Source organism: Ciceribacter sp. L1K22 (assembly GCF_017599385.1).
In the GTDB taxonomy this organism is placed as follows: domain Bacteria; phylum Pseudomonadota; class Alphaproteobacteria; order Rhizobiales; family Rhizobiaceae; genus Allorhizobium.
Map to the genome: position 1 here is coordinate 181920 of NZ_JAGFPK010000002.1, position 25540 is coordinate 207459.

General features: G+C 61.0%; 21 protein-coding genes and 1 tRNA gene. 11 read left to right on the forward strand and 11 right to left on the reverse strand.

Annotation, left to right across the window (positions count from 1 at the left end; translation table 11 throughout):
• Positions 1-78: 78 nt before the first annotated feature.
• Complete coding sequence (locus J5J09_RS18850; RefSeq protein WP_208553775.1) at positions 79-846, forward strand: SDR family oxidoreductase; 768 nt, start codon at positions 79-81, stop codon at positions 844-846.
• Between the two features lie 67 nt (positions 847-913).
• Here the strand turns inward: J5J09_RS18850 and msrA are convergent, their stop codons facing one another.
• From msrA to denD, 4 genes are all read right to left on the reverse strand, one after another.
• A complete protein-coding gene (gene msrA / locus J5J09_RS18855) occupies positions 914-1423 on the reverse strand; it encodes a peptide-methionine (S)-S-oxide reductase MsrA (protein ID WP_208553776.1) in 510 nt (169 codons plus the stop codon).
• A gap of 114 nt (positions 1424-1537) precedes the next feature.
• On the reverse strand, positions 1538-3322 hold the full coding sequence (locus tag J5J09_RS18860; RefSeq protein WP_208553777.1) for a dihydroxy-acid dehydratase: 1785 nt from the start codon (positions 3320-3322) through the stop codon (positions 1538-1540).
• Complete coding sequence (locus J5J09_RS18865) at positions 3319-4227, reverse strand: NAD(P)-dependent oxidoreductase (RefSeq protein ID WP_246746018.1); 909 nt, start codon at positions 4225-4227, stop codon at positions 3319-3321. Before J5J09_RS18865 ends, J5J09_RS18860 begins: the two co-directional genes overlap by 4 nt.
• Positions 4227-5210, reverse strand: a complete 984-nt coding sequence (gene denD, locus J5J09_RS18870; protein ID WP_208553778.1) for a D-erythronate dehydrogenase — start codon at positions 5208-5210, stop codon at positions 4227-4229. Before denD ends, J5J09_RS18865 begins: the two co-directional genes overlap by 1 nt.
• 216 nt (positions 5211-5426) lie before the next feature.
• Between denD and J5J09_RS18875 the strand changes: the two genes are divergently transcribed.
• The 6 genes from J5J09_RS18875 to J5J09_RS18900 all read left to right on the forward strand — a co-directional run bounded on the left by J5J09_RS18875 (position 5427) and on the right by J5J09_RS18900 (position 11800).
• A complete protein-coding gene (locus J5J09_RS18875) occupies positions 5427-6821 on the forward strand; it encodes an FAD-binding oxidoreductase (RefSeq protein WP_348646506.1) in 1395 nt (464 codons plus the stop codon).
• 33 nt (positions 6822-6854) lie between these two features.
• Complete coding sequence (locus tag J5J09_RS18880) at positions 6855-7571, forward strand: FadR/GntR family transcriptional regulator (protein ID WP_208553780.1); 717 nt, start codon at positions 6855-6857, stop codon at positions 7569-7571.
• A 183-nt stretch (positions 7572-7754) separates the two neighbouring features.
• Positions 7755-8915, forward strand: a complete 1161-nt coding sequence (locus tag J5J09_RS18885; RefSeq protein ID WP_208553781.1) for a fumarylacetoacetate hydrolase family protein — start codon at positions 7755-7757, stop codon at positions 8913-8915.
• 20 nt (positions 8916-8935) lie between these two features.
• Positions 8936-9469: a TRAP transporter small permease subunit gene (locus tag J5J09_RS18890; protein ID WP_208553782.1), complete on the forward strand. Its 534-nt coding sequence runs from the start codon at positions 8936-8938 to the stop codon at positions 9467-9469.
• Positions 9469-10746 carry a TRAP transporter large permease subunit gene (locus tag J5J09_RS18895; protein WP_208553783.1) on the forward strand — a complete coding sequence of 426 codons (1278 nt, stop codon included), beginning with the start codon at positions 9469-9471 and terminating at the stop codon, positions 10744-10746. Before J5J09_RS18890 ends, J5J09_RS18895 begins: the two co-directional genes overlap by 1 nt.
• A 49-nt stretch (positions 10747-10795) precedes the next feature.
• A complete protein-coding gene (locus J5J09_RS18900; RefSeq protein WP_208553784.1) occupies positions 10796-11800 on the forward strand; it encodes a TRAP transporter substrate-binding protein in 1005 nt (334 codons plus the stop codon).
• A 102-nt stretch (positions 11801-11902) separates the two neighbouring features.
• On the opposite strand, the gene J5J09_RS18905 is transcribed toward J5J09_RS18900, so the two are convergent.
• The 5 genes from J5J09_RS18905 to cpdR1 all read right to left on the reverse strand — a co-directional run bounded on the left by J5J09_RS18905 (position 11903) and on the right by cpdR1 (position 15492).
• Complete coding sequence (locus J5J09_RS18905) at positions 11903-12829, reverse strand: DMT family transporter (protein ID WP_208553785.1); 927 nt, start codon at positions 12827-12829, stop codon at positions 11903-11905.
• A 36-nt stretch (positions 12830-12865) separates the two neighbouring features.
• Positions 12866-14068 (reverse strand): mandelate racemase/muconate lactonizing enzyme family protein, encoded by a 1203-nt coding sequence (locus J5J09_RS18910; protein WP_208553786.1) that lies wholly within the window; start codon positions 14066-14068, stop codon positions 12866-12868.
• An 18-nt stretch (positions 14069-14086) separates the two neighbouring features.
• A complete protein-coding gene (locus J5J09_RS18915) occupies positions 14087-14797 on the reverse strand; it encodes a FadR/GntR family transcriptional regulator (protein WP_208553787.1) in 711 nt (236 codons plus the stop codon).
• Positions 14798-14958: 161 nt separating this feature from the next.
• A tRNA-Val gene (locus tag J5J09_RS18920) sits at positions 14959-15033 on the reverse strand.
• A 96-nt stretch (positions 15034-15129) separates the two neighbouring features.
• Positions 15130-15492, reverse strand: coding sequence for a response regulator CpdR1 (gene cpdR1, locus J5J09_RS18925; RefSeq protein WP_208553788.1), 363 nt, complete (start codon positions 15490-15492; stop codon positions 15130-15132).
• 187 nt (positions 15493-15679) lie between these two features.
• Between cpdR1 and J5J09_RS18930 the strand changes: the two genes are divergently transcribed.
• Both J5J09_RS18930 and hisN read left to right on the forward strand, forming a co-directional pair.
• Positions 15680-16564 carry an N-formylglutamate amidohydrolase gene (locus J5J09_RS18930; RefSeq protein WP_208553789.1) on the forward strand — a complete coding sequence of 295 codons (885 nt, stop codon included), beginning with the start codon at positions 15680-15682 and terminating at the stop codon, positions 16562-16564.
• A gap of 251 nt (positions 16565-16815) precedes the next feature.
• Positions 16816-17592 (forward strand): histidinol-phosphatase, encoded by a 777-nt coding sequence (gene hisN / locus J5J09_RS18935; protein WP_208553790.1) that lies wholly within the window; start codon positions 16816-16818, stop codon positions 17590-17592.
• Here the strand turns inward: hisN and J5J09_RS18940 are convergent.
• Complete coding sequence (locus J5J09_RS18940) at positions 17581-18573, reverse strand: alpha/beta hydrolase (RefSeq protein WP_208553791.1); 993 nt, start codon at positions 18571-18573, stop codon at positions 17581-17583. The genes hisN and J5J09_RS18940 overlap by 12 nt on opposite strands.
• A gap of 234 nt (positions 18574-18807) precedes the next feature.
• On the opposite strand from J5J09_RS18940, the gene J5J09_RS18945 reads away from it, so the two are divergent.
• Positions 18808-19278: an Hsp20 family protein gene (locus J5J09_RS18945; RefSeq protein ID WP_208553792.1), complete on the forward strand. Its 471-nt coding sequence runs from the start codon at positions 18808-18810 to the stop codon at positions 19276-19278.
• Positions 19279-19356: 78 nt separating this feature from the next.
• On the opposite strand, the gene J5J09_RS18950 is transcribed toward J5J09_RS18945, so the two are convergent.
• Positions 19357-20409, reverse strand: coding sequence for a low specificity L-threonine aldolase (locus tag J5J09_RS18950; protein WP_208553793.1), 1053 nt, complete (start codon positions 20407-20409; stop codon positions 19357-19359).
• Between the two features lie 374 nt (positions 20410-20783).
• Here J5J09_RS18950 and gltB point away from each other — a divergent pair, with 374 nt between their 5' ends.
• On the forward strand, positions 20784-25499 hold the full coding sequence (gene gltB / locus J5J09_RS18955) for a glutamate synthase large subunit (protein ID WP_208553794.1): 4716 nt from the start codon (positions 20784-20786) through the stop codon (positions 25497-25499).
• Positions 25500-25540 lie beyond the last annotated feature (41 nt).

The following is a 25540-nucleotide window of genomic DNA, read 5'->3' on the forward strand; positions in this document are numbered from 1 at the left end:
GGGAAAACCTGTATGACAGGTTTCATCGCTGCGCTGCCTGGCTATAGTGGCGTCTAAGAATCCCAATGGAGTTTGCATATGACGGCGTCCCTGTTCAGCCTCGAAGGCAAGACTGCTCTCGTCACCGGGTCGTCCCGTGGCCTCGGTCTTGCCATTGCCAAGTCCTTCGCGGCAACTGGTGCCGATATCGTCATCAACGGCGTTGACGCCGCGCGACTGGATGGCACCGCCGCACAGTTGACGGACAAGGGATACCGGGTGCGGGCGGAAGCCTTCGACGTGACTGACGAGACGGCCGTTGTTCGCGCCTTCGAGCGTCTGGACGCAGACGGTGTCACGGTCGACATCCTCGTCAACAATGCCGGCATCCAGCTCAGAAAGCCGCTTGTCGAGTTCACCGCTGCCGAATGGCACAAGGTACTCGACACCAATCTCACCAGCGCGTTCCTCGTCGCTCGAGAGGCGGCAAAACGGATGATCCCGCGTGGTCAGGGCAAGATCATCAATATCGGTTCGCTGATGAGCAATTTCGCCCGCCCGACCGTGGCGCCCTATACGGCCGCGAAGGGCGGCATCCGGCTGCTTACCCAGTCCATGGCAGCCGAATGGGCGGAGCATGGTATCCAGTCGAACGCCATCGGGCCGGGTTACATGCTGACCGATATGAACCAGGCGCTGACCAGCAATCCGCAGTTCGACAGCTGGGTGAAGGGGCGGACACCATCACGGCGCTGGGGCAGGCCGGAGGAACTTTGCGGTGCCGCCATTTTCTTGGCGTCGAGCGCATCGGATTATGTCAACGGACAGATCATTTACGTCGATGGCGGCATGAGCGCCGTGCTCTGAGCATTGAAAGCCTTAAATGAAAACGCCGTCGGTGAGGACCGACGGCGCATTTCGTATTCAGGTGGACTTACGCAGCGCGGCGCGGCAGCTTCCAGTTAGGGCGCGGGAAGTGGCAGGTGTAGCCGTTCGGATAACGCTCCAGATAGTCCTGGTGCTCGGGCTCAGCTTCCCAGAAATCGCCGACCGGCTCGACTTCCGTCACGACCTTGCCAGGCCACAGACCTGATGCGTCGACGTCTGCGATCGTCTCCTCGGCGACGCGCTTCTGCTCATCGCTGGTGTAGTAGATCGCCGAGCGATAGCTCATGCCGACATCGTTACCCTGGCGGTTCTTCGTCGAGGGATCATGAATCTGGAAGAAGAACTCCAGGATATCGCGATAGCTGGTCTTCGTGGGATCAAAAACGATCTCGATGCCTTCGGCGTGAGTGCCATGATTGCGATAGGTGGCATTGGGCACGTCGCCGCCGGTGTAGCCGACGCGCGTCGATATCACGCCCGGCATGCGGCGGATCAACTGCTGCATGCCCCAGAAACATCCGCCTGCCAGGACGGCACGTTCGGTGGTCGTCGTCATGCAATTCTCCTTTCGGGTTGGGTTCCGCCTATAAGTGGGGCTTCCCCGCGCGCAAATCAAATCCGAAACGAGGATGTGATCGCGCGAGGGGCAGCCCCGCGCGATCGTCTTTCGTCAATGGTTGTGACGCGGCGGTGTCTTCGAGAGTTGCCGGAACTTGTCGGCTTCCCGGATCGTCGCGCCGTCCGCGAGTTGCGTTACCGTCTGGCGGTAGATCATCTGCCAGGGCGTGGCATCGGCAGGCACCTTCGGGATGCCGTCCGCCTTCCGACGTGCGATCTCGGCATCGTCGACCAGCATGTTGCAGAGGCCCTCGTTGAAGTCGATGCGGATGATGTCGCCAGTGCGAACCCAGGCGAGACCGCCGCCGGCCGCGCTTTCTGGCGAAGCGTTGAGGATCGACGGGCTGTCGGCAGTCCCGGACTGGCGACCGTCGCCGATCGTCGGGAGGCTCAGGATGCCCTTCTTGAGCAGGTGATCCGGCGGCTGCATGTTGACGACCTCAGCCGAACCCGGCCAGCCCATGGGACCGGCGCCGCGGATGACGAGGATTGTATTCTCGTCGATATCGAGCGAGGGGTCGTTGATGCGGGCGTGATAGTCTTCCGAACCGTCGAAGACGACAGCCTTGCCCTCGAACACGCCTTCGCGGCCGGGTTCCTGCAGATAGCGCTGGCGGAAGCCTTCGGACACGACGCTCATCTTCATGATCGCGAAGTCGAACAGGTTGCCCTTGAGCACGAGGAAGCCGGCGCGTTCGCGCATCGGATCGGCAAAAGGCTTGATGACCTCGCGATCTTCGGATTCGCGTCCATCGAGGTTCTCCGCCATTGTCTTGCCGGTGACCGTCGGACAGCTACCGTCGAGCTTTCCGGCCTGCAGCAATTCCCACATGATCGCCGGCACGCCGCCGGCGCGGTGGAAGCGTTCGCCGAGATAGGCGCCCGCCGGCTGGACGTTGGCAAGAAGCGGGATATCGTAGCCGTGGACCTGCCAATCCTCCGGCAGAAGCTCCACGCCGGCGTGCTTTGCCATGGCCATCAGGTGCGGTTGGGCATTGGTCGATCCGCCGATGGCGGAGTTGACCTTGATCGCGTTCAGGAACGCTTCGCGCGTCAGGATATCCGACGGACGGATGTTATCGAGGACGAGTTCAACAGCGCGGCGGCCGGTGCGATAGGCCATCTGGCCACGCTCGCGATAGGCGGCGGGAATGGCGGCACAGCCGGTGAGCGACATGCCGAGCGCTTCCGCCATGGCATTCATCGTCGAGGCCGTGCCCATGGTGTTGCAGTGGCCGACCGAGGGTGCGGAATCGAGTGCGGCTTCGAGGAATTCCTCGCGGGTGATTTCGCCGGCGGCGTATTTGCGGCGCGAACGCCAGATTACGGTGCCTGAGCCAACGAGATCCCCGTCGTGCCAGCCGTCGAGCATCGGGCCGCCGGAGAATACGATGGCCGGAATGTCGACGGTGGAGGCCGCCATCAGTGCCGATGGCGTGGTCTTGTCGCAGCCGGTCGTGAGGATCACACCGTCGAGCGGATAGCCATAGAGGATTTCCACGAGTCCCAGATAGGCAAGATTGCGGTCGAGCGCGGCGGTCGGGCGCTTGCAGTTCTCGAACAGCGGGTGGGTCGGGAACTCGATCGCGATGCCCCCGGCGTCACGGATACCGTCACGGAGCCGCCTTGCAAGTTCGAGGTGATGGCGATTGCACGGATTGAGGTCGCTGCCCGATTGCGCGATGCCGATGATCGGCTTGCCCGAACGCAGTTCCTCCGGCGTTATGCCGTAGTTCATGAAGCGTTCGAGATAGAGCGCGGTCAGGTCCAGGTGATCGGGGTTGTCGAACCAGTCCTGCGAGCGAAGCCTGCGGATTTGTTTCTTGTCCTCGCTCACCGGTTTTCCTCCGTCTGACGGTTGTTGATTTTTTCCAGATGCAGCAGCAGGCCGCTGTGGTCAACGTCCCCGCCACCGTCGGCGACAAAATCCCGGAACTCGTTGCGGATCATTCCGGTCAGCGGGAGGGCGAGGTCGAAGAGTTCCGCCATGGCGGCCACCGCGTCGAGGTCCTTCAACTGCAGGCGCGACGGGCCGCCCGGCTGGAAGGCCCGGTCCACCATGCGCTTGCCATGGAGTTCGAGGATGCGGCTTTCGGCGAAACCGCCGCGGATCGCATCGCGGAATTTCTCGCGGCTGGCACCGCCCGCCTCAACGAGGATCATGGCCTCAGCGACAGCGCCGATCGTGATGGCGACGATCTGCTGGTTGGCAAGCTTGCAGATCTGGCCTGCACCGGAAGGGCCTACATGGGTGACGCGGCCGAGGGGTGCTAACACGTCCGCGAGGCTTTCGACGATTTTTCCGTCGCCTCCGGCCATGATCGCGAGCGTGCCGGCAGTGGCGCCGACTGTGCCGCCCGAGACCGGGGCGTCAAGATGGTGGACGCCGCGTTTCGCCAGCGTTTCGGAATGCTCGCGGGCGATGGGTGGAGCGATGGACGAGGTGTCTATGACGATCGCGCCCGTCTTCAAGGCCTCGGCCGCGCCCTGGCTGAACAGCACGTCCGTCACGGCCTTGCCGTCGCTCAGCATCGTGAAAACGATATCGGCGCCGTCAACGGCTTTTGCCGCCGACTCAGCGACGACGGCGCCATCGACCTTCAGCGCATCGGCTTTTGTTATGTCGCGGTTCCAGACCGTGACCTCGAAACCTGCGCCCAGCAGTCGCCGCGCCATCGGCGCGCCCATCAGGCCTGTTCCGAGGAAGGCTATGTTTCGGGATTTCGTCGCGGTGTCCGTCATCAGAGCTTTCCTCCCAGCTCGTCCTCGATGTGCGTCCTGATGATCTCGTCGAAGGATTTTTCGGCGGTGAAGCTCAGGGCTGTCGCCCGTTTGGCCTCGAAGCCGGGAGCCCAGCCGGCGCACATGCGCATGATCATTTCGTCAGGCTCACGACGGATCAGCTTGACCGCCTTTTCGCCGGCGACGCGGCGGAGCGCCTCGATCTGCTCACCCACGGTGGCGCTCAAGCCCGGCATTGAGAGGTTGCGGCGCGGACCGACCTTTTCCAAGTCGATGGTTGCGCCATGGATGAGAAAGCCGACAGCCGAGCGCGGCGAGGCGTGCCAGTGGCGGACGTCGTCGGAGACCGGCAGAACGGCTTCCTGGCCAACGAGCGGTTCGCGTAGAATGTTGGAGAAGAAACCGGATGCCGCCTTGTTGGGCTTTCCCGGGCGGATGCAGATCGTGGGAAGGCGGATGCCGATGCCGTCGAAGAAACCGCGACGCGAGTAGTCCGACAGCAGGAGCTCGCAGATCGCCTTCTGCGTGCCGTAACTGGTGAGCGGCGTCGTGTGGAACTCGTCCGGGATCGGATAGGGCAGGGGCGCGCCGAAGACGGCGATCGAGGAGGTGAAGACGACGCGCGGCTTGTAGCCATCCTGGCCGTGGGCAATGCGGATGGCGTCGAAGAGATAGCGGGTTCCATCGAGATTGATGCGGTAGCCCTTGTCGAAGTCCAGTTCGGCCTCGCCGGAGACGATGGCGGCGAGGTGGAAGATGACATCGGGACGGCTGGAGATCAGGCGCTCCGCCTCACCGGGAGCCGACAGATCGATGGTCTCAAGGACGCTTTCGCCCTTAAATTCGGCTGGAGCGGCGGGTGTGACGACATCCACCAGCGTCATCTTCTCGACGGCCTTGCCGTCGAGCTGTCCGTCCTTGGCCAGACGTTCGGCCAGCTTGCGACCGACCATGCCGGCGGCTCCGATGATCAGGATATGCATGAGATTCCTCCTCTAGACGAAGGCGGCAATCGTGACTTCAGGGCCGCCTCAACAAAACATTTGTAAGGTTGTCTGATAACCTTATATGATGGCGTTGAAAACAGAATAGTTCGGACCGTCACCGGTCCGATGGGGATAGGTAGGAGACGACAGGTGGACGGGCAGGTCAGCAGGACTGGAAACGCGGCTGATGTCGAGGACAAGGTTGAGCACCTCGTGACGGCGCTCGGTAGCGATCTCGTTCTCGCTGGCGAGGACGTGTTGCGCTACTGCCGCGACTGGCATGGCGACGTGACGACCGGTGCGGTGGCCGTTTTGCGGCCGCGGTCGACGGAGGACGTCGCAGCAGCGGTCAAGGCGTGTGTCGATCTCGGTCTCTCCATCGTGCCGCAAGGCGGAAACACCGGACTGGTGCTTGGCGCCACCCCGGACCAGCCCGAGAGCCAGGTGGTCATCAGCCTGGAGCGTATGACGCGCGTTCGTCGGATCGACCCGGACGATTTTTCCGCAGTCGTCGAGGCCGGCTGCATTCTCTCGGAATTCAAGGATGCGGTCGCGAAAGAAGGCATGTTCTTTCCGCTCGCGCTCGGAGCGCAGGGCTCCTGTCGGATCGGCGGCAATGTCTCGACAAATGCCGGCGGCGTCAACGTGTTGCGATACGGGATGACGCGTGAACTGGTCCTCGGCCTTGAGGTCGTGCTCCCTGATGGATCAATCTTCAACGGGTTGTCGACGCTTCGCAAGGACAATCGCGGTATCGATCTCAAGCAGCTGTTCATTGGGGCAGAGGGAACGCTGGGTATAATCACGGCGGTTTCTGTGAAGCTGATGCCGGAGCCCGAGCAGGTTGCAACGGCTTTGCTGGGCCTCAATTCGCTGGATGACGCCATTGCACTTTATCGCAGGGCGCGTCGGGATTGCTGCGACCTGATGTCGGCATTCGAATTCATGCCGCCGCTCGCCTTCGTTCTGGCGCGCGAGGCGATGCCTGATCTCATGATGCCGATCGAGGCCGATTACCCTGCCTATGTGCTGATGGAGATGTCCGGTTCGGGTCTGGTCGATATCGACGATCTGATGGAGCGTTTTCTCGAGACGGTCATGGAAGAAGGCGTCGTCGCCGACGGCGTCATCGCCACATCGTCCAACCAGTCGCGCAGCCTCTGGCTTTTCCGCGAGGGGATGAATGAGGGACAGGCCAAGCGCGGTCCGCATCTGCGCACGGATATCTCGGTGCCGCTTTCCCGGCTTGCGGATTTCGTTCGCGATGCCGAGGCTGCGGTGTTGGAGGTCGTGCCTGATTGCGTCAACGTATCCTACGGGCATGTTGGCGACGGCAATGTTCACCTCAATGTGTTGCCGCCGTCCGACCTTTCCCCCGAAGAGAGTGCGGAGCGGATCTACAAGGCAAAGAAAGCGATCAATGGGGTTCTCGACCGCTACGAGGGCTCGATCAGCGCCGAGCACGGGATCGGCCGGCTCAAGCGAAGCGATTATGAAGAGCGGCTTCCGGATGTGCGTCGCAAGTTGCTGACGTCGCTGAAGGCCGCGATCGACCCCGCCTTCATCATGAACCCCGGATGCCAATTGAATTTCGGGGGCAATTCGTAGAAAACCGACGAGGGTGCAGGGAGGTGCAAACTCATGTCGATGGATTTCGCGCAGATCAGGCGCACGGAACATCTGCCGTCGCGGATCGCGGGGCAGATAGGGCGCGACATAGCGGAGGGCAAACTTTCGCCGGGCGCCAAGCTGCCGACCGAGCATGTGCTGGCCAAGGGTTTCGGCGTGAGCCGATCGGTGGTCCGCGAGGCGATCGCGCAACTGCGCAATGAAGGGCTGGTGGAGACGAGGCAGGGGGTTGGTGCGTTTGTCACCGAGCTCGCGGCACGGTCTTCCCTCAGGATCGAGCAGGATGCCCTGCACGATCGATCGAGCTTCCGCGATCTTTTCGAGCTGCGCGTGCCGCTGGAGATAGAGGCGGCCGGCCTGGCCGCGCTTCACCATGATGCCGCCGACCTCGCCAAGCTCGACCAGACGCTGGCTCAGATGACGGGTGCCGACAAATGGACGGAGCAGGGGATCGTGGCCGATCTCGCCTTTCATCGCGCCATCGGTGTCGCCACCAAGAACGAATACTTCTCTCTTTTCATCGGTTTCATTGCGGAGCGGATCAGTCTCGCGATCAACGCCGCAAGGGCCACGGCTGTGTTGGAGGAGATCGTCGAGGTGACGATTGCGGAGCATGTGGCTGTCCGGGATGCTGTGAAGACACGCGATCCGGTGAAGGCCCGCGATGCGATGAGGGCGCATCTGCAGGGAGCGGCCGGGCGGCTCGGGCTGGTCTTGCAGACCTATTGAGGCTGCGCCACGTCGAAAATCGCCGTGTTTCGATGTCGTTAACGGCATTTGGGACGGTGGCAATTTCCCGGCTGGACACCAATGAAAAGTACGACTAAAAACACCCTGAAACGTTGTCAGACATCCTGACAATACGGCAGGTTGGCTGGAGGGTCGACCTGGAACAGCACGAGGAGGTTGGTCTTGCAATCCAGACATGCGCTTCATACTGCAACGATACTGCCGGACGATTCCGGCCAAGCGTTGCTGGTCGGACGTGTTTGGTCCAAGGTCGCCAATGGGCCCTGTCCGGTGCTGGTCCGCGACGGTCACGTCTTCGATCTGTCGTCGATCGCCGCGACAGTCTCCTTCCTCTTCGAGCAGGATAACCTCGTCGCGCGCCTTCGGTCCGCAGCTGACCTACGGGATCTCGGCGCGCTCGATGGCTTCCTTTCGGGCGAACTCGGCGAACTCCTGGCGCCTGTCGATCTGCAGGCAATCAAGGCCGCCGGCGTCACCTTCGCCGACAGCATGCTGGAGCGTGTGATCGAGGAGCAGGCCAAGGGCGACTCGTCACGTGCGCTTGCGATCCGTGGACAACTCGCGCCCGTCCTTGGCGACAGCCTCCGCGGTGTTGTCGCCGGCTCGGAACAGGCGGCCAAGGTCAAAGCCCTGCTTCAGGACATGGGCCTCTGGTCGCAGTATCTTGAGGTCGGCATCGGCCCGGACGCGGAAATCTTCACGAAGTCCCAGCCCATGTCGTCCGTCGGATGTGGCGCGACGGTCGGTATACACCCGATCTCGCAGTGGAATAACCCGGAGCCGGAGGTCGTTCTTGCGATCCGCTCCGACGGGACCATTCTCGGCGCCACGCTCGGTAACGACGTCAACCTTCGCGACGTTGAGGGACGCTCGGCCCTCCTGCTTGGCAAGGCGAAGGACAACAATGCATCCTGCTCGATCGGGCCGTTCATTCGTTTGTTCGATGAAAACTTCACCATCGACGACCTGCGCAAAGTGAAGGTTTCACTGCTGGTCAAGGGTGAGGACGGGTTCGAAATGACGGGCGAAAGCCCGATGGAAGCGATCAGCCGTTCGCCGGAAAACCTGGCAGCGCAGCTGCGTAACCGAAATCACCAATATCCGGACGGAGCCGTTCTGTTCCTCGGAACCATGTTCGCACCGGTCAAGGATCGGCGTGGAGCTGGGCAAGGGTTCACCCATGAAATCGGTGATCGCGTTGAAATCGCCACGCCAAAACTGGGGCGCCTGGTCAATTGGGTCGATCGCAGCGATGCCTGCCCGGAGTGGACCTTCGGCACCGGCGCGCTCATGAAGAACCTCGCCCAGCGCGGACTTCTGTAGAAAGATAGGGGGAGGATACGGTGCAAAAGCTCATTGATCTCTTTTATCGAATTCTCGACGTCCTCCTGATCTTCCTGCTTTCGGGCATGGCGGTGATGGTGTTCGTCAACGTCGTGCTGCGCTACGCCTTCAATTCGGGCCTGACGGTCTCGGACGAGCTCGCCCGGTACTTCTTCGTCTGGGTTACGTTTATCGGCGCCGTCGTGGCGTTCCGCGAGCACGGGCACATGGGTGTCGAGACGCTCGTCGCGATGTTTGGCCGGAAGGGCCGTGTCATCTGCATGGCGCTCAGCAACATCCTGATCATCGGTGTCTCTGCGATTTTCTTCTGGGGTACCTGGAAGCAGTTCCCGATCAACTGGAGCATGAGCGCGCCGGTTACCGGCCTGTCGATGGGTTTCGTTTACGGCATCGGTTTCTTCACGGGCGCGGGTTGCGTGATCATTGCCCTTGAACGCCTGCTTCGCGTGGTAACGGGGCGGATCACCGATGAAGAGCTTGCCGCATTCGCCGGCGAAAACATGACTCTCGAGCATCTGTCGGAGCGTTCCTGATGACTCTTCTGGTATTCGTCGGTTCCCTCCTCAGTGCCATGGCGATCGGCGTGCCGGTCGCGTTTGCCCTGATGTTCTGCGGCGTCATCCTCATGTGGTTCATGGGGATGTTCAACAGCCAGATCATCGCGCAGAACATGATCATCGGCGCGGATACATTCACACTGCTTGCAATTCCCTTCTTCGTCCTGGCCGGTGAGTTGATGAACGCCGGCGGTCTGTCGAAGCGGATCATCGAGTTCGCGATCGCATGCGTCGGACACATCCGCGGTGGTCTCGGCATCGTTGCCATCATGGCGGCGGTGATCATGGCCAGTATCTCCGGTTCGGCTGCGGCCGACACGGCGGCGCTCGCCGCGATTCTCATTCCGATGATGGCGAAGGCCGGTTACAACGTCCCCCGATCGGCGGGCCTCATTGCCTCGGGCGGCATCATCGCTCCGGTCATTCCGCCCTCGATGGCGTTCATCGTCTTCGGCGTGTCGGCGAACGTGTCGATCACCCAGCTCTTCATGGCCGGTATCGTGCCGGGTCTGCTGATGGGTCTGTCTTTGATCCTGACCTGGCAGGTCGTGGTTCGGAAAGACAACATTCAGCCGCTACCGAAGGCGCCGATGTCGGCCCGTGTGCAGGCTACGGGGCGCGCAGCCTGGGCGCTGGGCATGCCGGTCATTATCCTCGGCGGCATCAAGGCCGGCGTCGTGACGCCGACGGAAGCGGCGGTCATCGCGGCCTTCTATGCGCTGTTTGTTGGCGTGTTCATCTATCGCGAGCTGAAGCCCAAGGACCTGCCGAAAGTCATCCTGCAGGCGGCCAAGACGACTGCGGTCATCATGTTCCTTGTCTGTGCGGCCCTGGTGTCCGCCTGGTTGATCACCGCCGCCAACATTCCGGGCGAGATCACGCGCTACATTGCGCCGCTGATCGATCAGCCGAAATTGCTGATGCTGGCCATCATGGTGCTGATCCTGATCGTCGGAACGGCACTCGACCTGACGCCAACGATCCTGATCCTGACGCCGGTGCTGATGCCGATCATCAAGCAGGCCGGCATCGATCCGATATACTTCGGCGTCATGTTCATCATGAACTGCTGCATCGGCCTGATCACGCCGCCAGTCGGCGTGGTGCTCAACGTCGTCAGCGGCGTCGGACGCGTGCCGCTCGGCAAGGTCGTCACCGGCATCCTGCCCTTCCTGCTCGCGCAGGTGGCCCTGCTGATGCTGTTTGTCCTGTTCCCCGAAATCATCACCGTGCCGGCGCAATGGCTGCGGTGATGGGACTTTAACCCAGACCTTTTCCACCAAGATCCAAAGGGAGGATATTATGAGAAAGCTTCTTCTGACCACCACCGCTCTGGCTTTCGCCTGCTCGGCCGCGGCCCCGGCGTTTGCGGAGTTCAACGACCGCACGATCCGTGTATCCAATGGCATCAACGCCGACCACCCGGTCGGTAACGGCATCGAGGCCATGCAGAAGTGCCTGGACGACAAGTCCGGCGGCAAGCTGAAGCTGCAGGCTTTCTGGGGCGGCGCGCTCGGCGGTGACCTTCAGGCCACCCAGGCACTGCGTTCCGGCATCCAGGAAGCCGTCGTAACGTCGTCTTCGCCGCTCGTCGGTATCGAGCCGGCGCTCGGCGTGTTCGATCTGCCGTTCCTGTTCGCCAATGCCGAGGAAGCCTACAAGGTTCTCGACGGCAAGTTCGGCGACATGATGAACGAGAAGATGGCCGCTGTCGGTCTCGTGAACCTCGCCTACTGGGAAAACGGCTTCCGTAACCTGTCGAACTCGGTTCGTCCTGTTACGAAGTGGGAAGACTTCGAGGGGATGAAGGTTCGCGTCATGCAGAACAACGTGTTCCTCGATACCTTCCAGAACCTCGGCGCCAACGCCACCCCGATGGCTTTCGGCGAAGTCTTCTCGGCTCTTGAAACCAAGACCATCGACGCGCAGGAAAACCCCTACGTGACGATCGATACCTCGAAGTTCTTCGAAGTGCAGAAGTACGTTACCGAGACGAACCACGCCTACACGCCGTTCCTCTTCCTCTTCTCCAAGGCAATTTTCGACACCTACACGCCGGAAGAGCAGGCTGCACTGCGGGAATGCGCTGTCGTCGGTCGTGACGTCGAGCGTCAGGTCATTGGCGACCTGAACAAGAAGTCGCTTGAGAAGATCAAGGCTGCCGGTCTGGAAGTGAACGTGCTTTCGCCGGAAGAGCAGGCTCGTATCCGCGAGAAGTCCATGGTCGTTTACGAGAAGCACAAGGCTGAAATCGGCGCAGACGTTGTCGATGGCATTCTTGCCGAGCTTGCCGAGATCCGCAAGTAACCTCCCAGGATCCGGCATTAGCCGGGCCGAAAAAAGCCCGCAACGGAGACCGTTGCGGGCTTTTTTGTGAGGTATTTCAGCGAAGGGCGAGAAGCCGTCGGCTTATTCGGGAACCGACGGAAGGACGGCGTCGCGCTTCTTCAACTGCTGTTCCCGGAAGAAGATGAACATGCCGGAACCGACGATCAGGGCCGCGCCGAGCAGCATGGTCGCTCTTGGCACGTCGCCGAAGAACAGCCAGCCGAAGATGATTGCCCAGAGAAGCAGCGTATACTGAAGTGGGGCGACGGTTGCGGCGTCGGAGATCTTCAGGGCGCGGTTCACCAGGATGTGGGCGCCCATGGCGACAACGCCGAGCAGGCAGAGGAGCCCGAAATCGCCCGCCGAAGTGACCGGTGACCAGTCGAAAGGTGCAAACACCAGTCCGGCGAGGCCGGCGCCCAGAAGCTGGAAGAATACAAGCGTCTTGTCCGGCGTTCCACGGAGGCTACGCCCCGACAGCAGCATAAAGGCGAAGGCGAGGGTGCCGACGATCGAGATCACCGCAGGCAAGGTGAACATGGCGCCCGATGGCTCCAGCGTGATGATCACGCCGACGAAGCCGATCGCAATCGCGGTCCAGCGCCGCCAGCCGACTTTTTCGCCGAGCAACAACGGAGAGGCGGCGGCAACATAGATCGGCGCGGCAAGCCAGTAGGTCATGACGTCGGCGAGCGGCAGATACATGACCGCGTAGTAGAAGCAGAAGACCTCCAGGGTGGAAAACATGACGCGCGCGGCCTGCATCATTGGACGCTCGGCTTCGATGATGGGCTTCAATCCGGCGCGCCAAAGGAAAGGAGCCAGAATAAGAAGCGCGGCGATGCTGCGGATCAGGATCACCTGTCCGAGGCCATAGCTTGCGACGAGCCACTTTCCCATCGCATCGTTCAGCGAGAACATGAACATGCCGAGCAGCATGATCGCTGGTCCCGCCAGGGCGCTGTAACTTCGATGCGCGTCAACCGCGCCGGTCGTAGAATTGGACATCTTTCCTCCCGATAGTCTTTGATGCTTACTGATAGGTCATGTTGTGGTTGTGTCCGACACCCGGCGGCTGACGGTGAAGGCGCGGTCGAGATCGGGATTGAGTTCCATGCCGAGACCCGGACCGGGTGGCACGGTGATCATGCCGTTTTTCACCTCCGGCAGCGCCGTTACGAGATCGCGGTACCAGGTCTTGTAAAAAGCCCGCACGCTCTCCTGAACGAGCGCGTTCGGCGCGTTGAGCGACAAATGTGTCGAGGCACAGAGCACGACCGGACCGGTGCAGTCGTGCGGGGCGACGGGCAGGTGCCAGGCTTCGGCCATCGAGGCGATCTTGCGGGCTTCCGAGAGACCACCGCACCAGGAGATGTCCAGCATGACGATACCCGCTGCGCCGGTTTCCAGATAGTCCCTGAAGCCCCACCTGGTGGCGAGCGTCTCCGACGCGGAGATCGGAGCCGGTGACGCCTCGGCATAGCGCTTGAGGCTCGACAGGCTGTCCATCTTGATCGGATCCTCGTGCCAGAAGGTCTGGTAGGGTGTTAGCGCCCTGGCGATCTGGATGGCGGGCAGAAGCTGCCACATCGAGTGGAACTCGACCATGATGTCTATCTTGTCGCCGACTGCCTTGCGGATTTTCTCGAAAGGCTCGAGGCACTGCTTCAGGTCCGGCATGGAGATGTATTGGCCACGGTTTTTTTCGGCGGCCGCATCGAAGGGCCAGATCTTCATCGCGGTGATGCCATCTTCCAACAGAGAATGCGCGAGTTCGTCGGAGCGGTGCAGGAAGCCGTTGAGGTCGTCATAGTCCTTGCCGGTGGCGAGGCCGTAGTTGGCGGTGGTCTGGCCCGTCGTCTTCTTGATGTATTCGGTGCCGGCGCAGGTGTTGTAGGTCCTGATCTCGCGGCGCGTGAAGCCGCCGAGCAGTTGCGCGATCGGCTGGCCGGTCACCTTCCCGAACAGATCCCACAGCGCAATGTCGAAGGCCGAGTTGCCACGCACCTCTGCGCCTGACGAACGGAAGCCCACATACCCCACAAGGTCTGCGGCCAGCCGGTCGATCTCCAGCGGATCGCGACCGATCACACGCGGTGCAACGTATTCGTGGATATAGGCTTCAACCGTCTCGGCGCCGAAGAAGGTTTCACCGAGGCCCGTCACCCCCTCGTCGGTATGGACCAGAAGCCACAGGAGGTTGGCGCGTTCGGCGACGCGGACAGTTTCGAGCCGGGTGATTTTCATGGTTACTCCGTTGGTCACTCACAGAAGGCCGGCGACGGCGAGCGCCTTGAGGCTCTCATCGAAGTGGCGGTTCATCAATTGCGATGCGGCTTGCGGGTCGCAGTCGGCGACTGCCTGGGCGATATCGAGATGCAGGCGGTTCATCGCTTCGCGCTCCTGGTCGTTGGCGCGGCTCTTCCAGCCGATCGGCCAGGTTTCTACGATCACGCCTTCGATCGCGCCGATGATCAGCGCAAGGACCGGGTTACGCGAGGCCCGGGCGATCTCCAGATGGAGGGCGAGGTCGTGCTCCATGATCAGCGACGGACGGTCAAGCGCACCCTGCATTGCCTTCGCATGATCGAGTATCTGTTGGGCTTCCCTGTCGGTGCGCCGAACGGCGGCAAGCGCCGAAGTTCTCGCCTCGATCGTGCGCCGCGCGTCGAGAAGCTGCTGAATGTCGATCTGCTCCGTGAACAGACCATGTCGGAAGGTCATGGCGATTGACGAATCGTCGAGTGTCGCCACGGTCGGACGTTTGCCGGCGCCGAGATCGATCAGGCGCAATGCCGCGAGAGAGCGGAGCGCCTCGCGCACAACTGTGCGAGACACCTTCAACTCACTGCTCAGCGCTGCTTCGGAGGGAAGCCGGTCTCCGGGCTTCAGCTCGCTGCGGCGAATAAGGCTAGAAATGTGCGCGACCGCGCTGGTCACGAGGTCGCCGCCCGTTGCGAGGATCTCTTCTTTCATGTGCCTGTCCTATGGCTTTGGACAACCTGTACTATAGGTTTTTCGAGATGCCAAGAGACAGGAACTTGTGGCGTCAGGGCGAATGTGGATGGAAGATCGGAGGTCGCCAGAAACGGAAAAACCCGCCGAAGCGGGTTTCTCAACGTAGTCTCTGATAAGGATGGTGGGCGTGACAGGGATTGAACCTGTGACCCCTACGATGTCAACGTAGTGCTCTCCCGCTGAGCTACACGCCCATCCGATGGCGGCGGATAGACCACAAAACCGGCTGATGCGTCAATAGGCTTTTTCCGGTTTTGCGACGAGTTTTTTACGACCCCCTGGAAACAGGCCTAAGCGGCCAGCAACTTGTTGACTTCGTTGACGAGGTCACGGAGGTGGAACGGCTTCGACAGGACCTTCGCGTCCTTCGGAGCCTTCGAATCGGGGTTGAGCGCGACAGCGGCAAACCCGGTGATGAACATCACCTTCAGATCGGGATCGAGTTCGGTGGCGCGGCGCGCCAGTTCGATGCCGTCCATCTCGGGCATGACGATATCCGTCAGCAGGAGGGAGAAGGGCTCTTCGCGCAAACGGTCATAAGCGCTGGCGCCGTTGTCGAAGGACGAGACGTTGTAGCCTGCCTTTTCCAGGGCCTTGACCAGGAAACGGCGCATATCGTTGTCGTCTTCGGCAAGGAGAATTTTCTGATTCATGTCAAAAAGACCGTTACTCACAGTGGCAGGAATGCTTCAATCCGCGACGTTAACCTTTGTCGAGTAAACATCCGGTGAAGAAGCGCCGGCGGCATGGGCCGCAGCGTCACGCAGTATGGACTTCCCTTGGACGCGCTGGCAACATGAGTGGCTAAACAAGTTGGTGATTTGGTAAAGAATGAGGGCGATGGACGGCACGACGAGCGAAGCCGAACTGTTTGAAGTCAGGGAGCCGGACGAGCAGCGCATTCCTTTCGTCTACAATTCTCCCCATTCCGGCCGTCGCTACAACCCAGCCTTTCTGGAGGCCTCCCGTCTCGACGATCGCGCCATCAGGCGTTCGGAAGATCACTATGTCGAGGAATTGTTCGGCGCCGCGCCATCCTTGGGCGCTCCGCTGCTTTTGGCACACTTCCCTCGCGCGTACGTCGATGTGAATCGCGAGCCATATGAACTCGATCCGCGCATGTTTGACGGTCCTTTGCCGCCCTTTGCCAATACGCATTCCATGCGCGTGGCCGGTGGGCTCGGCACCATACCGCGGATCGTTGCAGAAAACATGGAAATCTACGGCCGTCGCCTCGACGTTGCCGAAGCGCTGCAGCGGATCGAGACCACCTACAAGCCGTACCATGCGCGCCTGCGTAAGCTTATCGCCCATACACACACGCGCTTCGGCTTTGGTGTTTTGATCGACTGCCATTCCATGCCGGGCAATGTCAGGCTGGCAGGGAATGCCTTGCGCCCGGATTTCATCATCGGCGACCGCTACGGCACGAGCGCGTCTGCCGAACTGTCAAGGGCCGCGATCGAATTCCTGGAAGATCTGGGCTTCACCGCCGTGCGCAACAAACCCTATGCCGGCGGTTTCATAACGGAACATTATGGGCGGCCTGCGAGGGGTCTGCACGCGTTGCAAGTCGAGGTCAGCCGGTCGCTCTACATTGATGAGGCGACGCTTCAGAAGAAGCGGGACTTCGCGGCGCTTGCGACCGCGCTTACCCATTTCATGCGGCAGATGGCTGACTTTGCCGAAAGCTTCACCGGTTCCGCTTCGCTCGCTGCCGAGTAACTTACCCAAAAAAAGAACCGCGCCACTGGCGCGGTTAAGTCTAGGGAGGAAACACCCAAGGAGGGTATTTACAGTCAGAAGACTGTATCCCTACGCTAATGGTGCGCCGCACAAGAGTCAACGGCATTTTGATCCTTTTTTATGCATGCTCATTTTTTATGCGGTTGCATTGAACGTTGCCCCGCTGATTTGCAAAGCGGACAAACTTGTTTAAGACCAAACGGCATTCACGACCTATCCGGGACCGCTCCATGTTGCCTGATCGCGCTTTCTTCCATCGTCTTGCCGATGCTGCCAAGGCGGAAACCTTGCCGCGGTTCCGCACCGGCCTCGACGTCGTCAACAAGGAGAAGACCGGCTTCGATCCGGTGACCGAAGGCGATCGCGCGGCGGAACTCGCCATCCGCAAACTGATCATGGCGGAGTTTCCGGATCACGGCATTCTCGGCGAGGAACATGATGATGTCGGCACGGATCGTGACCACGTTTGGGTGGTTGATCCGATCGATGGAACCCGGGCATTCATTTCCGGAGTGCCTGTTTGGGGAACCCTGATCGGCTTTCGCGAGCACGGACGCTCGATCATGGGATTGATGGACCAGCCTTTTACAGGTGAGCGCTACTTCGCCGACGGCAAGGCGTCCTGGTACTCGGGACCCGATGGCGAACGCCAGATCCGCACACGCGATTGCGGGTCGCTCGACAACGCCATTCTCTTCACCACCTCTCCCCATCTCTTCCAAGGTGGGGAGATCGATGTCTATCGCGCGATCGAGCAGCGCGTCCGGTTGTTTCGCTACGGCATCGATTGCTACGCTTATGCGCTGCTCGCGGCCGGGCATGTCGATCTCGTGATCGAAACGGTGCTGAAGCCCTATGACGTCGGTGCTCTTATCCCGCTGATCGAGCAGGCCGGAGGGGTCATCACCACGTGGGACGGCGGTCGTCCGGAGGCGGGCGGATCGATCATCGCCGCGGGCAGTGCCGCCGTGCATGCCGAGGCCATGCGGATGCTCTCAGGCGCCTGAGAGTTCCGCGCCTCCATCGACGAAGGCGTTCTCGAGATCGCTGCCGGGAATGAAAGCCTTGATGGCCTCTATGGCCTGAGCCCTGTAGCGATCCCGCTCCTGCAGGATTTCGTGTCGTGCGCCTGGCACAGGAATGTATTGTGCAGCCCGGAAATATTGGGCCATCGCTTCCTGTGCGGAATAGGAGACGACACTGTCGCGGACGGGGGAAATAAGCACCGTCGGGACCGTGATCGTGTAGAGGTGCGTCGGCCTGGTGACCTTGCGTATTTCCTTCAGGCACTCGTAGATCCAGCGCGCCGTCGGTGGACCAAGCGCCATCTCAGGATGCTGGTCGAAGATCGCCAGGTTGCGGCGGAAGCGTCTGATGTCCGATGTCAGCGGATTGTCTTCGAAGGCTCGCGAGCTTCGCTCGCCTGTCATGTAACGGCCGCCGAACCCTGTCCAGCACATCAATCGAGCCAGCCAGAACACTTTCGCCGGAGATATCGGCTGTGGCCCGAGGCCGACAAAGGGCGCGGTTAGGACCATGCGGTCGATGCGGTTCGCCAGCCGGGGTGCTGCCGATAATGCCACGAGGCCGCCGGTGGAATGCGCCAGTAGGTAGAAAGGAAGCCGCGTGTCGGGCAAGACGATATGGTCGAGAAACAATTCAAGGTCTCGCACATAGTGGGAAAAGCTACGGACATAGCCCTTGCGTCGATCCTTCAGCGTACGGTCGGACCCCGCCTGACCGCGCATGTCGTATGTGGCGACCCAAAGGCCGTGCGCGTTTAGGTCGCGGATCGTCTCGTAGTATTTCTCGATGCTCTCGTTGCGCCCGTGGAGGAGTACAACCGTACCCCTTGCTTGAGGTCTGTCGGTTCGAAAGACGGCATAGCGGAGATTGATGCCCTTATATCCCTTGAAGGTCCCCGACGTGCAGTTATCAGGGACGGGATTGTCCGGCGTCGAATACAGAATGTCGGTTGCGTTGCTCATGGCCGAATCTCGTGCCCGCAAAGGAATTGGTCTGTCTCTCGGATACGGTGAAGCGGCTGCAGCGTCAAAGGGAAAGGCACGTTCTCTGGTGGTATGGTCGTCCTCTTGAACTGCGAGGGGGCGCTTCCCATCTAGAAAATCGGAGGCCGGAAAGGCTCCACATCCGGTGATCGGCATCGCCTGAAGGGGTGCTGAAAACCTCAATCGCAATCGTCGCTTCTCAAGGAGGACACCATGCGCCACGTCGATTTTTCGCCGCTCTATCGCTCCACCGTCGGCTTCGACCGGCTCTTTACCATGCTCGACAGCCTCGGCCAGCCTGAGCAGGCACAGGCCTATCCGCCCTACAATATCGAGCGTACAGGTGAGAACACCTATCGGATCACAATGGCCGTCGCCGGCTTTGATGAAACCGAACTCAGCATTGAGGCTCATGCCCACGTTCTGACCATCAAGGGTGAGAAGGCTGAGGAAGATCAGGCCGAGCAGACCGAGTTCCTTTACCGCGGTATCGCCAAGCGCGCGTTCGAGCGCCGTTTCCAGCTTGCCGACCACGTCGAAGTGAAGAGCGCCTCGCTGAAGAATGGCCTTCTTCATATCGATCTGCTTCGCAACATTCCGGAAGCCATGAAGCCGCGCCGCATTGCGATCGCATCCGATGTCGCAAGCCAGCAGCCGAAGGCCATCGAGGCTCACGTCGCCTGAGACGCAGGTTTCTTTTAGGCTGTCTCCCAAGGCCCTCCCGACCGGAGGGCCTTGTTGCTCTTACACCAGGATTCTTGGTCAGGCGGAAGCGCATATCTTGAGGAACTGGTCGACGTCTTCTTCCGTCGTTGCGAAGCTTGTAACCATCCTCACCAGCATTTCGTCTTCCGCAAGCTTTTCAGGCATGTCGCGCGGCTGCAGCCATTCGTAGAAGCGTGCGCCCTGTTCCTCGGCCTGTTTTGCCGACGTGCGTGGCAGGATGGCGAACACCTCATTGGCGTTTGTAGGCCAGGCGAGGCGGGCCGTGTTGAGCGCGTTGAAGCCCGACCGTAACCGGTCCGCCATTGCGTTGGCGTGGCTCGCGAGGTCCAGCCAGAGGTCGTCCTTCAGATAGGCTTCGAACTGGGCCGCGATGAAGCGCGACTTGGAGAAAAGTTGTGCGGTGCGCTTGCGCAGGAAGGCGAAATCCCGTGCCAGTGCCGGGTCGAAGAAGACGATGGCCTCGGCGCACCAGCAGCCGTTCTTCGTGCCGCCGAAAGAGAGTACGTCCACTCCACGTTTCCACGTCATTTCGGCAGGTGAGGCTCCGAGGGCCTGCAGCGCGTTTGCAAAGCGCGCGCCATCCATGTGAAGGGGCAGCCCGTTGGCCTTGGCGATGGCGGCGATCTCGTCGATTTCGTCTAAGGTGTAGACTGTGCCAGCCTCGGTTGCCTGGGTCATGGTGATGGCGGCGGCGCGCCCGTGATGGATGGCGTCCTGCGGATAGCGGGAAATGCGTTCCTTCAGGTTTTCCGGTCGCATCTTGCCGGCGGGTCCATCAACTGGGACCATGCGCATGCCACTGAAGAAGTCAGGCGCGCCGCACTCGTCCTCGATGACGTGAGCTTCGGTATGGCAGAAGGTGAGGCCGCCCGCCCTTGCCATGCTGGCAAGCGACAGGGAGTTCGCAGCCGTGCCGGTGGCGACGAAGAAGACGGCCACGTCACGCTCGAAGACCTCGTTGAATTTCCGTTCGATCGCCTTGTCGAGATCGCTGGTGCCATAGGCAGCGGCGAAGCGGGTCGATTCCCTGGAAAGGCGGTCATTGATTGCGGGATGGGCGCCGGCCCAATTGTCGGAGGCGAAGAACATGGAATAATCCTGACGTTATTTTCGGCGGGTCTTCTGACTTGCCAACTTAACCGGCTGAAAAATGGTCGCAATCCATAACGGCGTCGAAAAATGCCGCAGATCCTCATGTCGCAATAAATGGCACGGTGGATCGATCAACGAGAAACAAAATGACATCGTCGGCGCGCTTGTCGCAATCTTTCTGCGCTTCACATTCGCGATGATCGTAGAAACCCTTGCGATGGTGCTGTGTTTCTGGCATAGAGGCTCTCGAAAATGGGTCAGTTAAGCTGACCTATTTCGAAGAGATTGGATGACGGGCGACTTCGTTTGCGTTAAAGTCGTATTAACCTAAGGCGGCCGCAGGGGCGCTTGCCAAGGTCTGGAGGGAAGTCATGAGCGATATGGTGCGGTCTGAATTGGTCAGCCATGATGCCGAGAGTGCGTCGCGTTCGGCGATCCGAAACACTGGCGGTCTTCCCGGCAGGCAGGGGCTTTATGATCCGCGCAACGAGCACGATGCCTGCGGCGTCGGCTTCATTGCCCATATGAAGGGGCAGAAGTCGCACCAGATCGTCAAGGACGGGCTGTTCATCCTGGAGAACCTCACCCACCGCGGTGCTGTCGGTGCTGACCCGCTGATGGGCGACGGTGCCGGCATTCTCGTGCAGATTCCGGACAGGTTCTTCCGCGAGGAGATGGCGAAGCAGGGCATCACGCTGCCGAAGGCTGGCGAGTATGCCGTCGGGCACTTTTTCTTCCCGCAGGACGAGCGGCAGATCGAGCACTTCAAGAAGGTGATCGCGGAGGTCTGTCTTGCCGAAGGCCAAAACCTGATCGGCTACCGCGATGTGCCAGTCGACAACTCCTCGCTGTCCAAGGCGCCCGAAATCGCGGCAACCGAGCCGCGTCAGATCCAGGTCTTCATCGGTGCCGGGCGTGACGCGGCAACTCAGGAGCAGTTCGAGCGTCGCCTGTTCCTGTTGCGCAAGGTCATTTCCAACCGCATCTACGACCAGTATGGCGGCCAGGAGACGGGCTTTTATCCGGTGTCGCTATCGTCCTCGACGATCGTCTACAAGGGCATGTTCCTCGCCTATCAGGTCGGTGCTTATTACAAGGACCTCGCCGATCCGCGCTTCGAGTCGGCTGTCGCCCTCGTTCACCAGCGGTTCTCGACCAACACCTTCCCGTCGTGGAAGCTCGCGCACCCGTACCGCATGGTCGCCCACAACGGCGAAATCAACACGCTGCGAGGCAACGTCAACTGGATGGCGGCCCGCCAGGCCTCCGTGTCCTCGCCGCTCTTCGGCGACGATATCTCCAAGCTCTGGCCGATCTCCTATGAAGGTCAGTCGGATACAGCCTGCTTCGACAACGCCCTCGAGTTCCTGCAGCGCGGTGGCTATTCTCTAGCGCATGCCGTGATGATGCTGATCCCCGAGGCATGGGCGGGCAACACGCTCATGAGCGCCGAGCGCAAGGCCTTTTACGAATACCATGCCGCGATGATGGAGCCGTGGGACGGCCCGGCGGCGGTCTGCTTCACCGATGGCAAGCAGATCGGGGCGACGCTCGACCGCAACGGCCTGCGTCCGGCGCGTTATCTCGTGACCGACGACGACCGCGTGATCCTCGCCTCCGAAGCCGGCACACTGCCGGTGCCGGAAGAGAAGATCATCAAGAAGTGGCGCCTGCAGCCGGGCAAGATGTTGCTGATCGACATGCAGGAAGGTCGCATCATCTCTGATGAGGAGGTGAAGTCCTCGCTCGCCCAAAGCCATCCTTATCGCGAATGGCTGGATCGCACCCAGTTGATCCTTGAAGATCTGAAGCCGGTGGAGCCGCGTGCGCTGCGCCGCGACGTGTCGCTGCTCGATCGCCAGCAGGCCTTCGGCTACACCACCGAAGACACCAAGATCCTGATGTCGCCGATGGCGACGACCGGTCAGGAAGCGATCGGCTCGATGGGTACGGACACGCCGATTTCGGCGATGTCGACCAAGTCGAAGCTGCTCTACACCTATTTCAAGCAGAACTTCGCGCAGGTGACAAACCCGCCGATCGACCCGATCCGCGAAGAGCTGGTCATGAGCCTCGTGTCCTTCATCGGTCCGCGTCCGAACATTCTCGACCATGAAGGCATGGCCAAGGCCAAGCGCATGGAAGTGCGCCAGCCGATCCTCACGAACGGCGACCTGGAAAAGATCCGCTCGATCGGTCACGTCGAAGACCATTTCGACACCAAGACGCTCGACTTCACCTATGATGTCGAGCGTGGTGCCGAAGGCATGCCCGAGATGCTCGACCGTCTCTGCGAGCGCGCGGAAGCGGCCGTTCGTGGTGGCTATAACATCATCGTGCTGTCAGACCGTCAGATCGGCCCGGATCGTATTGCGATCCCGGCGCTCTTGGCGACCGCTGCCGTACACCATCACCTGATCCGCAAGGGCCTGCGCACGTCCGTTGGTCTGGTCGTCGAATCCGGCGAACCGCGTGAGGTGCATCACTTCTGCTGTCTCGCGGGCTTCGGCGCCGAGGCGATCAATCCCTATCTCGCCTTCGACACGCTGCTCGACATGCACAAGCATGGCGAATTCCCGCAGGAAGTGTCGGAAGATGAAGTCGTCTACCGCTACATCAAGGCTGTCGGGAAGGGCATCCTGAAGGTCATGTCCAAGATGGGCATCTCGACCTATCAGTCCTATTGCGGCGCGCAGATCTTTGACGCGGTCGGCCTCTCGTCCGAACTGGTCGACAAATATTTCTTCGGCACGGCGACGACGATCGAGGGCATCGGCCTCGCCGAAATCGCCGAGGAAACCGTGGCTCGTCACCTGGCGGCCTTCGGCAAGGATCCGGTTCTTGCCAGCACGCTCGATGTCGGCGGCGAATATGCCTACCGCATGCGTGGTGAAAACCATGCCTGGAGTCCCGACTCGATCGCCTCGCTACAGCATGCCGTGCGCGGCAACAGCCAGGATCGCTACCGCGAATTCGCCGAGATGGTGAATGACAGCAATCTGCGGATGAACACCATCCGCGGCCTGTTCAAGATCAAGAAGGCCGAAGATCTGGGCCGCAAGCCCATCTCGGTCGATGAGGTCGAACCGGCCGTCGATATCGTCAAGCGCTTCTCGACCGGCGCCATGTCCTTCGGCTCGATCAGCCGCGAGGCGCATACGACGCTTGCGATTGCCATGAACAAGATCGGCGGCAAGTCGAACACGGGTGAGGGTGGCGAAGAGAGCGACCGCTACAACCCGCTGCCGGATGGCTCTGCCAACCCCGAGCGTTCGGCGATCAAGCAGATCGCATCCGGCCGCTTCGGCGTCACGACCGAATATCTTGTTAATGCCGACGTGCTGCAGATCAAGGTCGCCCAGGGTGCAAAGCCCGGCGAAGGCGGTCAGCTGCCCGGCCACAAGGTCGATGCGACGGTCGCCAAGACCCGTCACTCGACGCCGGGTGTGGGGCTGATCTCGCCGCCGCCGCATCACGACATCTATTCGATCGAAGATCTGGCGCAGCTGATCTACGACCTGAAGAACGTGAACCCTGAGGCCGATGTCTCGGTCAAGCTCGTCTCGGAAGTCGGCGTCGGCACGGTTGCCGCCGGTGTCGCCAAGGCGCGCGCCGACCATATCACCGTGTCCGGCTTCGACGGCGGCACCGGTGCCTCTCCGCTCACCTCGCTGAAGCATGCAGGTAGCCCTTGGGAAATCGGTCTGGCCGAGACCCAGCAGACGCTGGTGCTGAACGGGCTTCGTTCGCGCATCGCGCTGCAGGTCGACGGTGGTCTAAAGACCGGCCGTGACGTGATCATCGGTGCGCTGCTCGGTGCCGACGAATTCGGCTTTGCCACGGCTCCGCTGATCGCGGCCGGCTGCATCATGATGCGCAAGTGCCACCTCAATACCTGCCCGGTTGGCGTTGCCACCCAGGATCCGGTGCTGCGCAAGCGCTTCAAGGGCACGCCCGAGCACGTGATCAACTACTTCTTCTTCGTCGCCGAAGAAGTGCGTGAAATCCTCGCCTCGCTCGGCGTTCGCAAGCTCGATGAGATCATCGGTGCTTCCGAACTGCTCGAAAAGGACGAGATGCTCGCTCACTGGAAGGCCAAGGGCCTCGACTTCTCGAAGATCTTCCACAAGGTGGAAGCGCCGAAGGAAGCGACCTACTGGACCGAACGCCAGAAGCACCCGATCGACGACATTCTCGACCGCAAGCTGATCGAGAAGGCGATGCCGTCGCTCGAAAGCAAGCAGCCCGTCGTCTTCGACGTCGACATCAAGAACGTCGACCGTTCGGCCGGTGCGATGTTGTCGGGTGAAGTCGCCAAGCGCTACGGCCACAAGGGTCTGAAGGACGATACGATCCATGTCACACTGAATGGCACCGCCGGCCAGTCCTTCGGCGCCTTCCTCGCGCGTGGCATCACCTTCGACCTCGTGGGCGATGGCAATGACTATGTCGGCAAGGGCCTTTCGGGTGGCCGCATCATCGTGCGTCCGCCGGAAAATGCCCGCATCGTTGCGGAGAACTCAATCATCGTCGGCAACACCGTGCTTTACGGCGCGATATCAGGCGAGTGCTATTTCCGGGGCGTGGCCGGCGAACGTTTTGCCGTACGCAACTCGGGTGCGATCGCCGTCGTCGAAGGCGTGGGTGACCACGGCTGCGAGTACATGACCGGTGGCGTGGTTGTCGTGCTCGGCGAGACGGGCCGCAACTTCGCGGCCGGCATGTCGGGCGGTGTCGCTTACGTGCTCGACGAGAGCGGTGATTTCGCCAAGCGCTGCAACATGGCCATGGTCGAACTCGAGCCGGTTCCGGAAGAGGACGACATGCTGGAGAAGCTGCACCATCACGGCGGCGACCTCATGCACAAGGGTCTTGTCGACGTATCGGGCGACATGACCCGCCACGACGAGGAGCGCCTCTATCAGCTGATCTCGAACCATCTGCATTACACGGGCTCGAACCGTGCCAAGCAGATCCTCGACAGCTGGGCCGAGTATCGTCCGAAGTTCCGCAAGGTCATGCCGGTCGAATACCGCCGTGCGCTTGAGGAAATGGAACGCATGCGGATGGGCGTCGCTGCGGAATAACCAGGGTCCGCCCCTCACCCCGCCTCCGCTCCGCTCGGCGA

Coding starts and splice junctions, on each gene's coding strand:
- J5J09_RS18850 (WP_208553775.1), top strand. CDS start 79: ATGACGGCGTCCCTGTTCAGCCTCGAAGGCAAGACTGCTCTCGTCACC.
- msrA (WP_208553776.1), bottom strand. CDS start 1,423: ATGACGACGACCACCGAACGTGCCGTCCTGGCAGGCGGATGTTTCTGG.
- J5J09_RS18865 (WP_246746018.1), bottom strand. CDS start 4,227: ATGACGGACACCGCGACGAAATCCCGAAACATAGCCTTCCTCGGAACA.
- denD (WP_208553778.1), bottom strand. CDS start 5,210: ATGCATATCCTGATCATCGGAGCCGCCGGCATGGTCGGTCGCAAGCTG.
- J5J09_RS18880 (WP_208553780.1), top strand. CDS start 6,855: ATGTCGATGGATTTCGCGCAGATCAGGCGCACGGAACATCTGCCGTCG.
- J5J09_RS18895 (WP_208553783.1), top strand. CDS start 9,469: ATGACTCTTCTGGTATTCGTCGGTTCCCTCCTCAGTGCCATGGCGATC.
- J5J09_RS18900 (WP_208553784.1), top strand. CDS start 10,796: ATGAGAAAGCTTCTTCTGACCACCACCGCTCTGGCTTTCGCCTGCTCG.
- J5J09_RS18905 (WP_208553785.1), bottom strand. CDS start 12,829: ATGTCCAATTCTACGACCGGCGCGGTTGACGCGCATCGAAGTTACAGC.
- J5J09_RS18910 (WP_208553786.1), bottom strand. CDS start 14,068: ATGAAAATCACCCGGCTCGAAACTGTCCGCGTCGCCGAACGCGCCAAC.
- J5J09_RS18915 (WP_208553787.1), bottom strand. CDS start 14,797: ATGAAAGAAGAGATCCTCGCAACGGGCGGCGACCTCGTGACCAGCGCG.
- cpdR1 (WP_208553788.1), bottom strand. CDS start 15,492: ATGAATCAGAAAATTCTCCTTGCCGAAGACGACAACGATATGCGCCGT.
- J5J09_RS18930 (WP_208553789.1), top strand. CDS start 15,680: ATGGACGGCACGACGAGCGAAGCCGAACTGTTTGAAGTCAGGGAGCCG.
- hisN (WP_208553790.1), top strand. CDS start 16,816: ATGTTGCCTGATCGCGCTTTCTTCCATCGTCTTGCCGATGCTGCCAAG.
- J5J09_RS18940 (WP_208553791.1), bottom strand. CDS start 18,573: ATGAGCAACGCAACCGACATTCTGTATTCGACGCCGGACAATCCCGTC.
- J5J09_RS18945 (WP_208553792.1), top strand. CDS start 18,808: ATGCGCCACGTCGATTTTTCGCCGCTCTATCGCTCCACCGTCGGCTTC.
- J5J09_RS18950 (WP_208553793.1), bottom strand. CDS start 20,409: ATGTTCTTCGCCTCCGACAATTGGGCCGGCGCCCATCCCGCAATCAAT.
- gltB (WP_208553794.1), top strand. CDS start 20,784: ATGAGCGATATGGTGCGGTCTGAATTGGTCAGCCATGATGCCGAGAGT.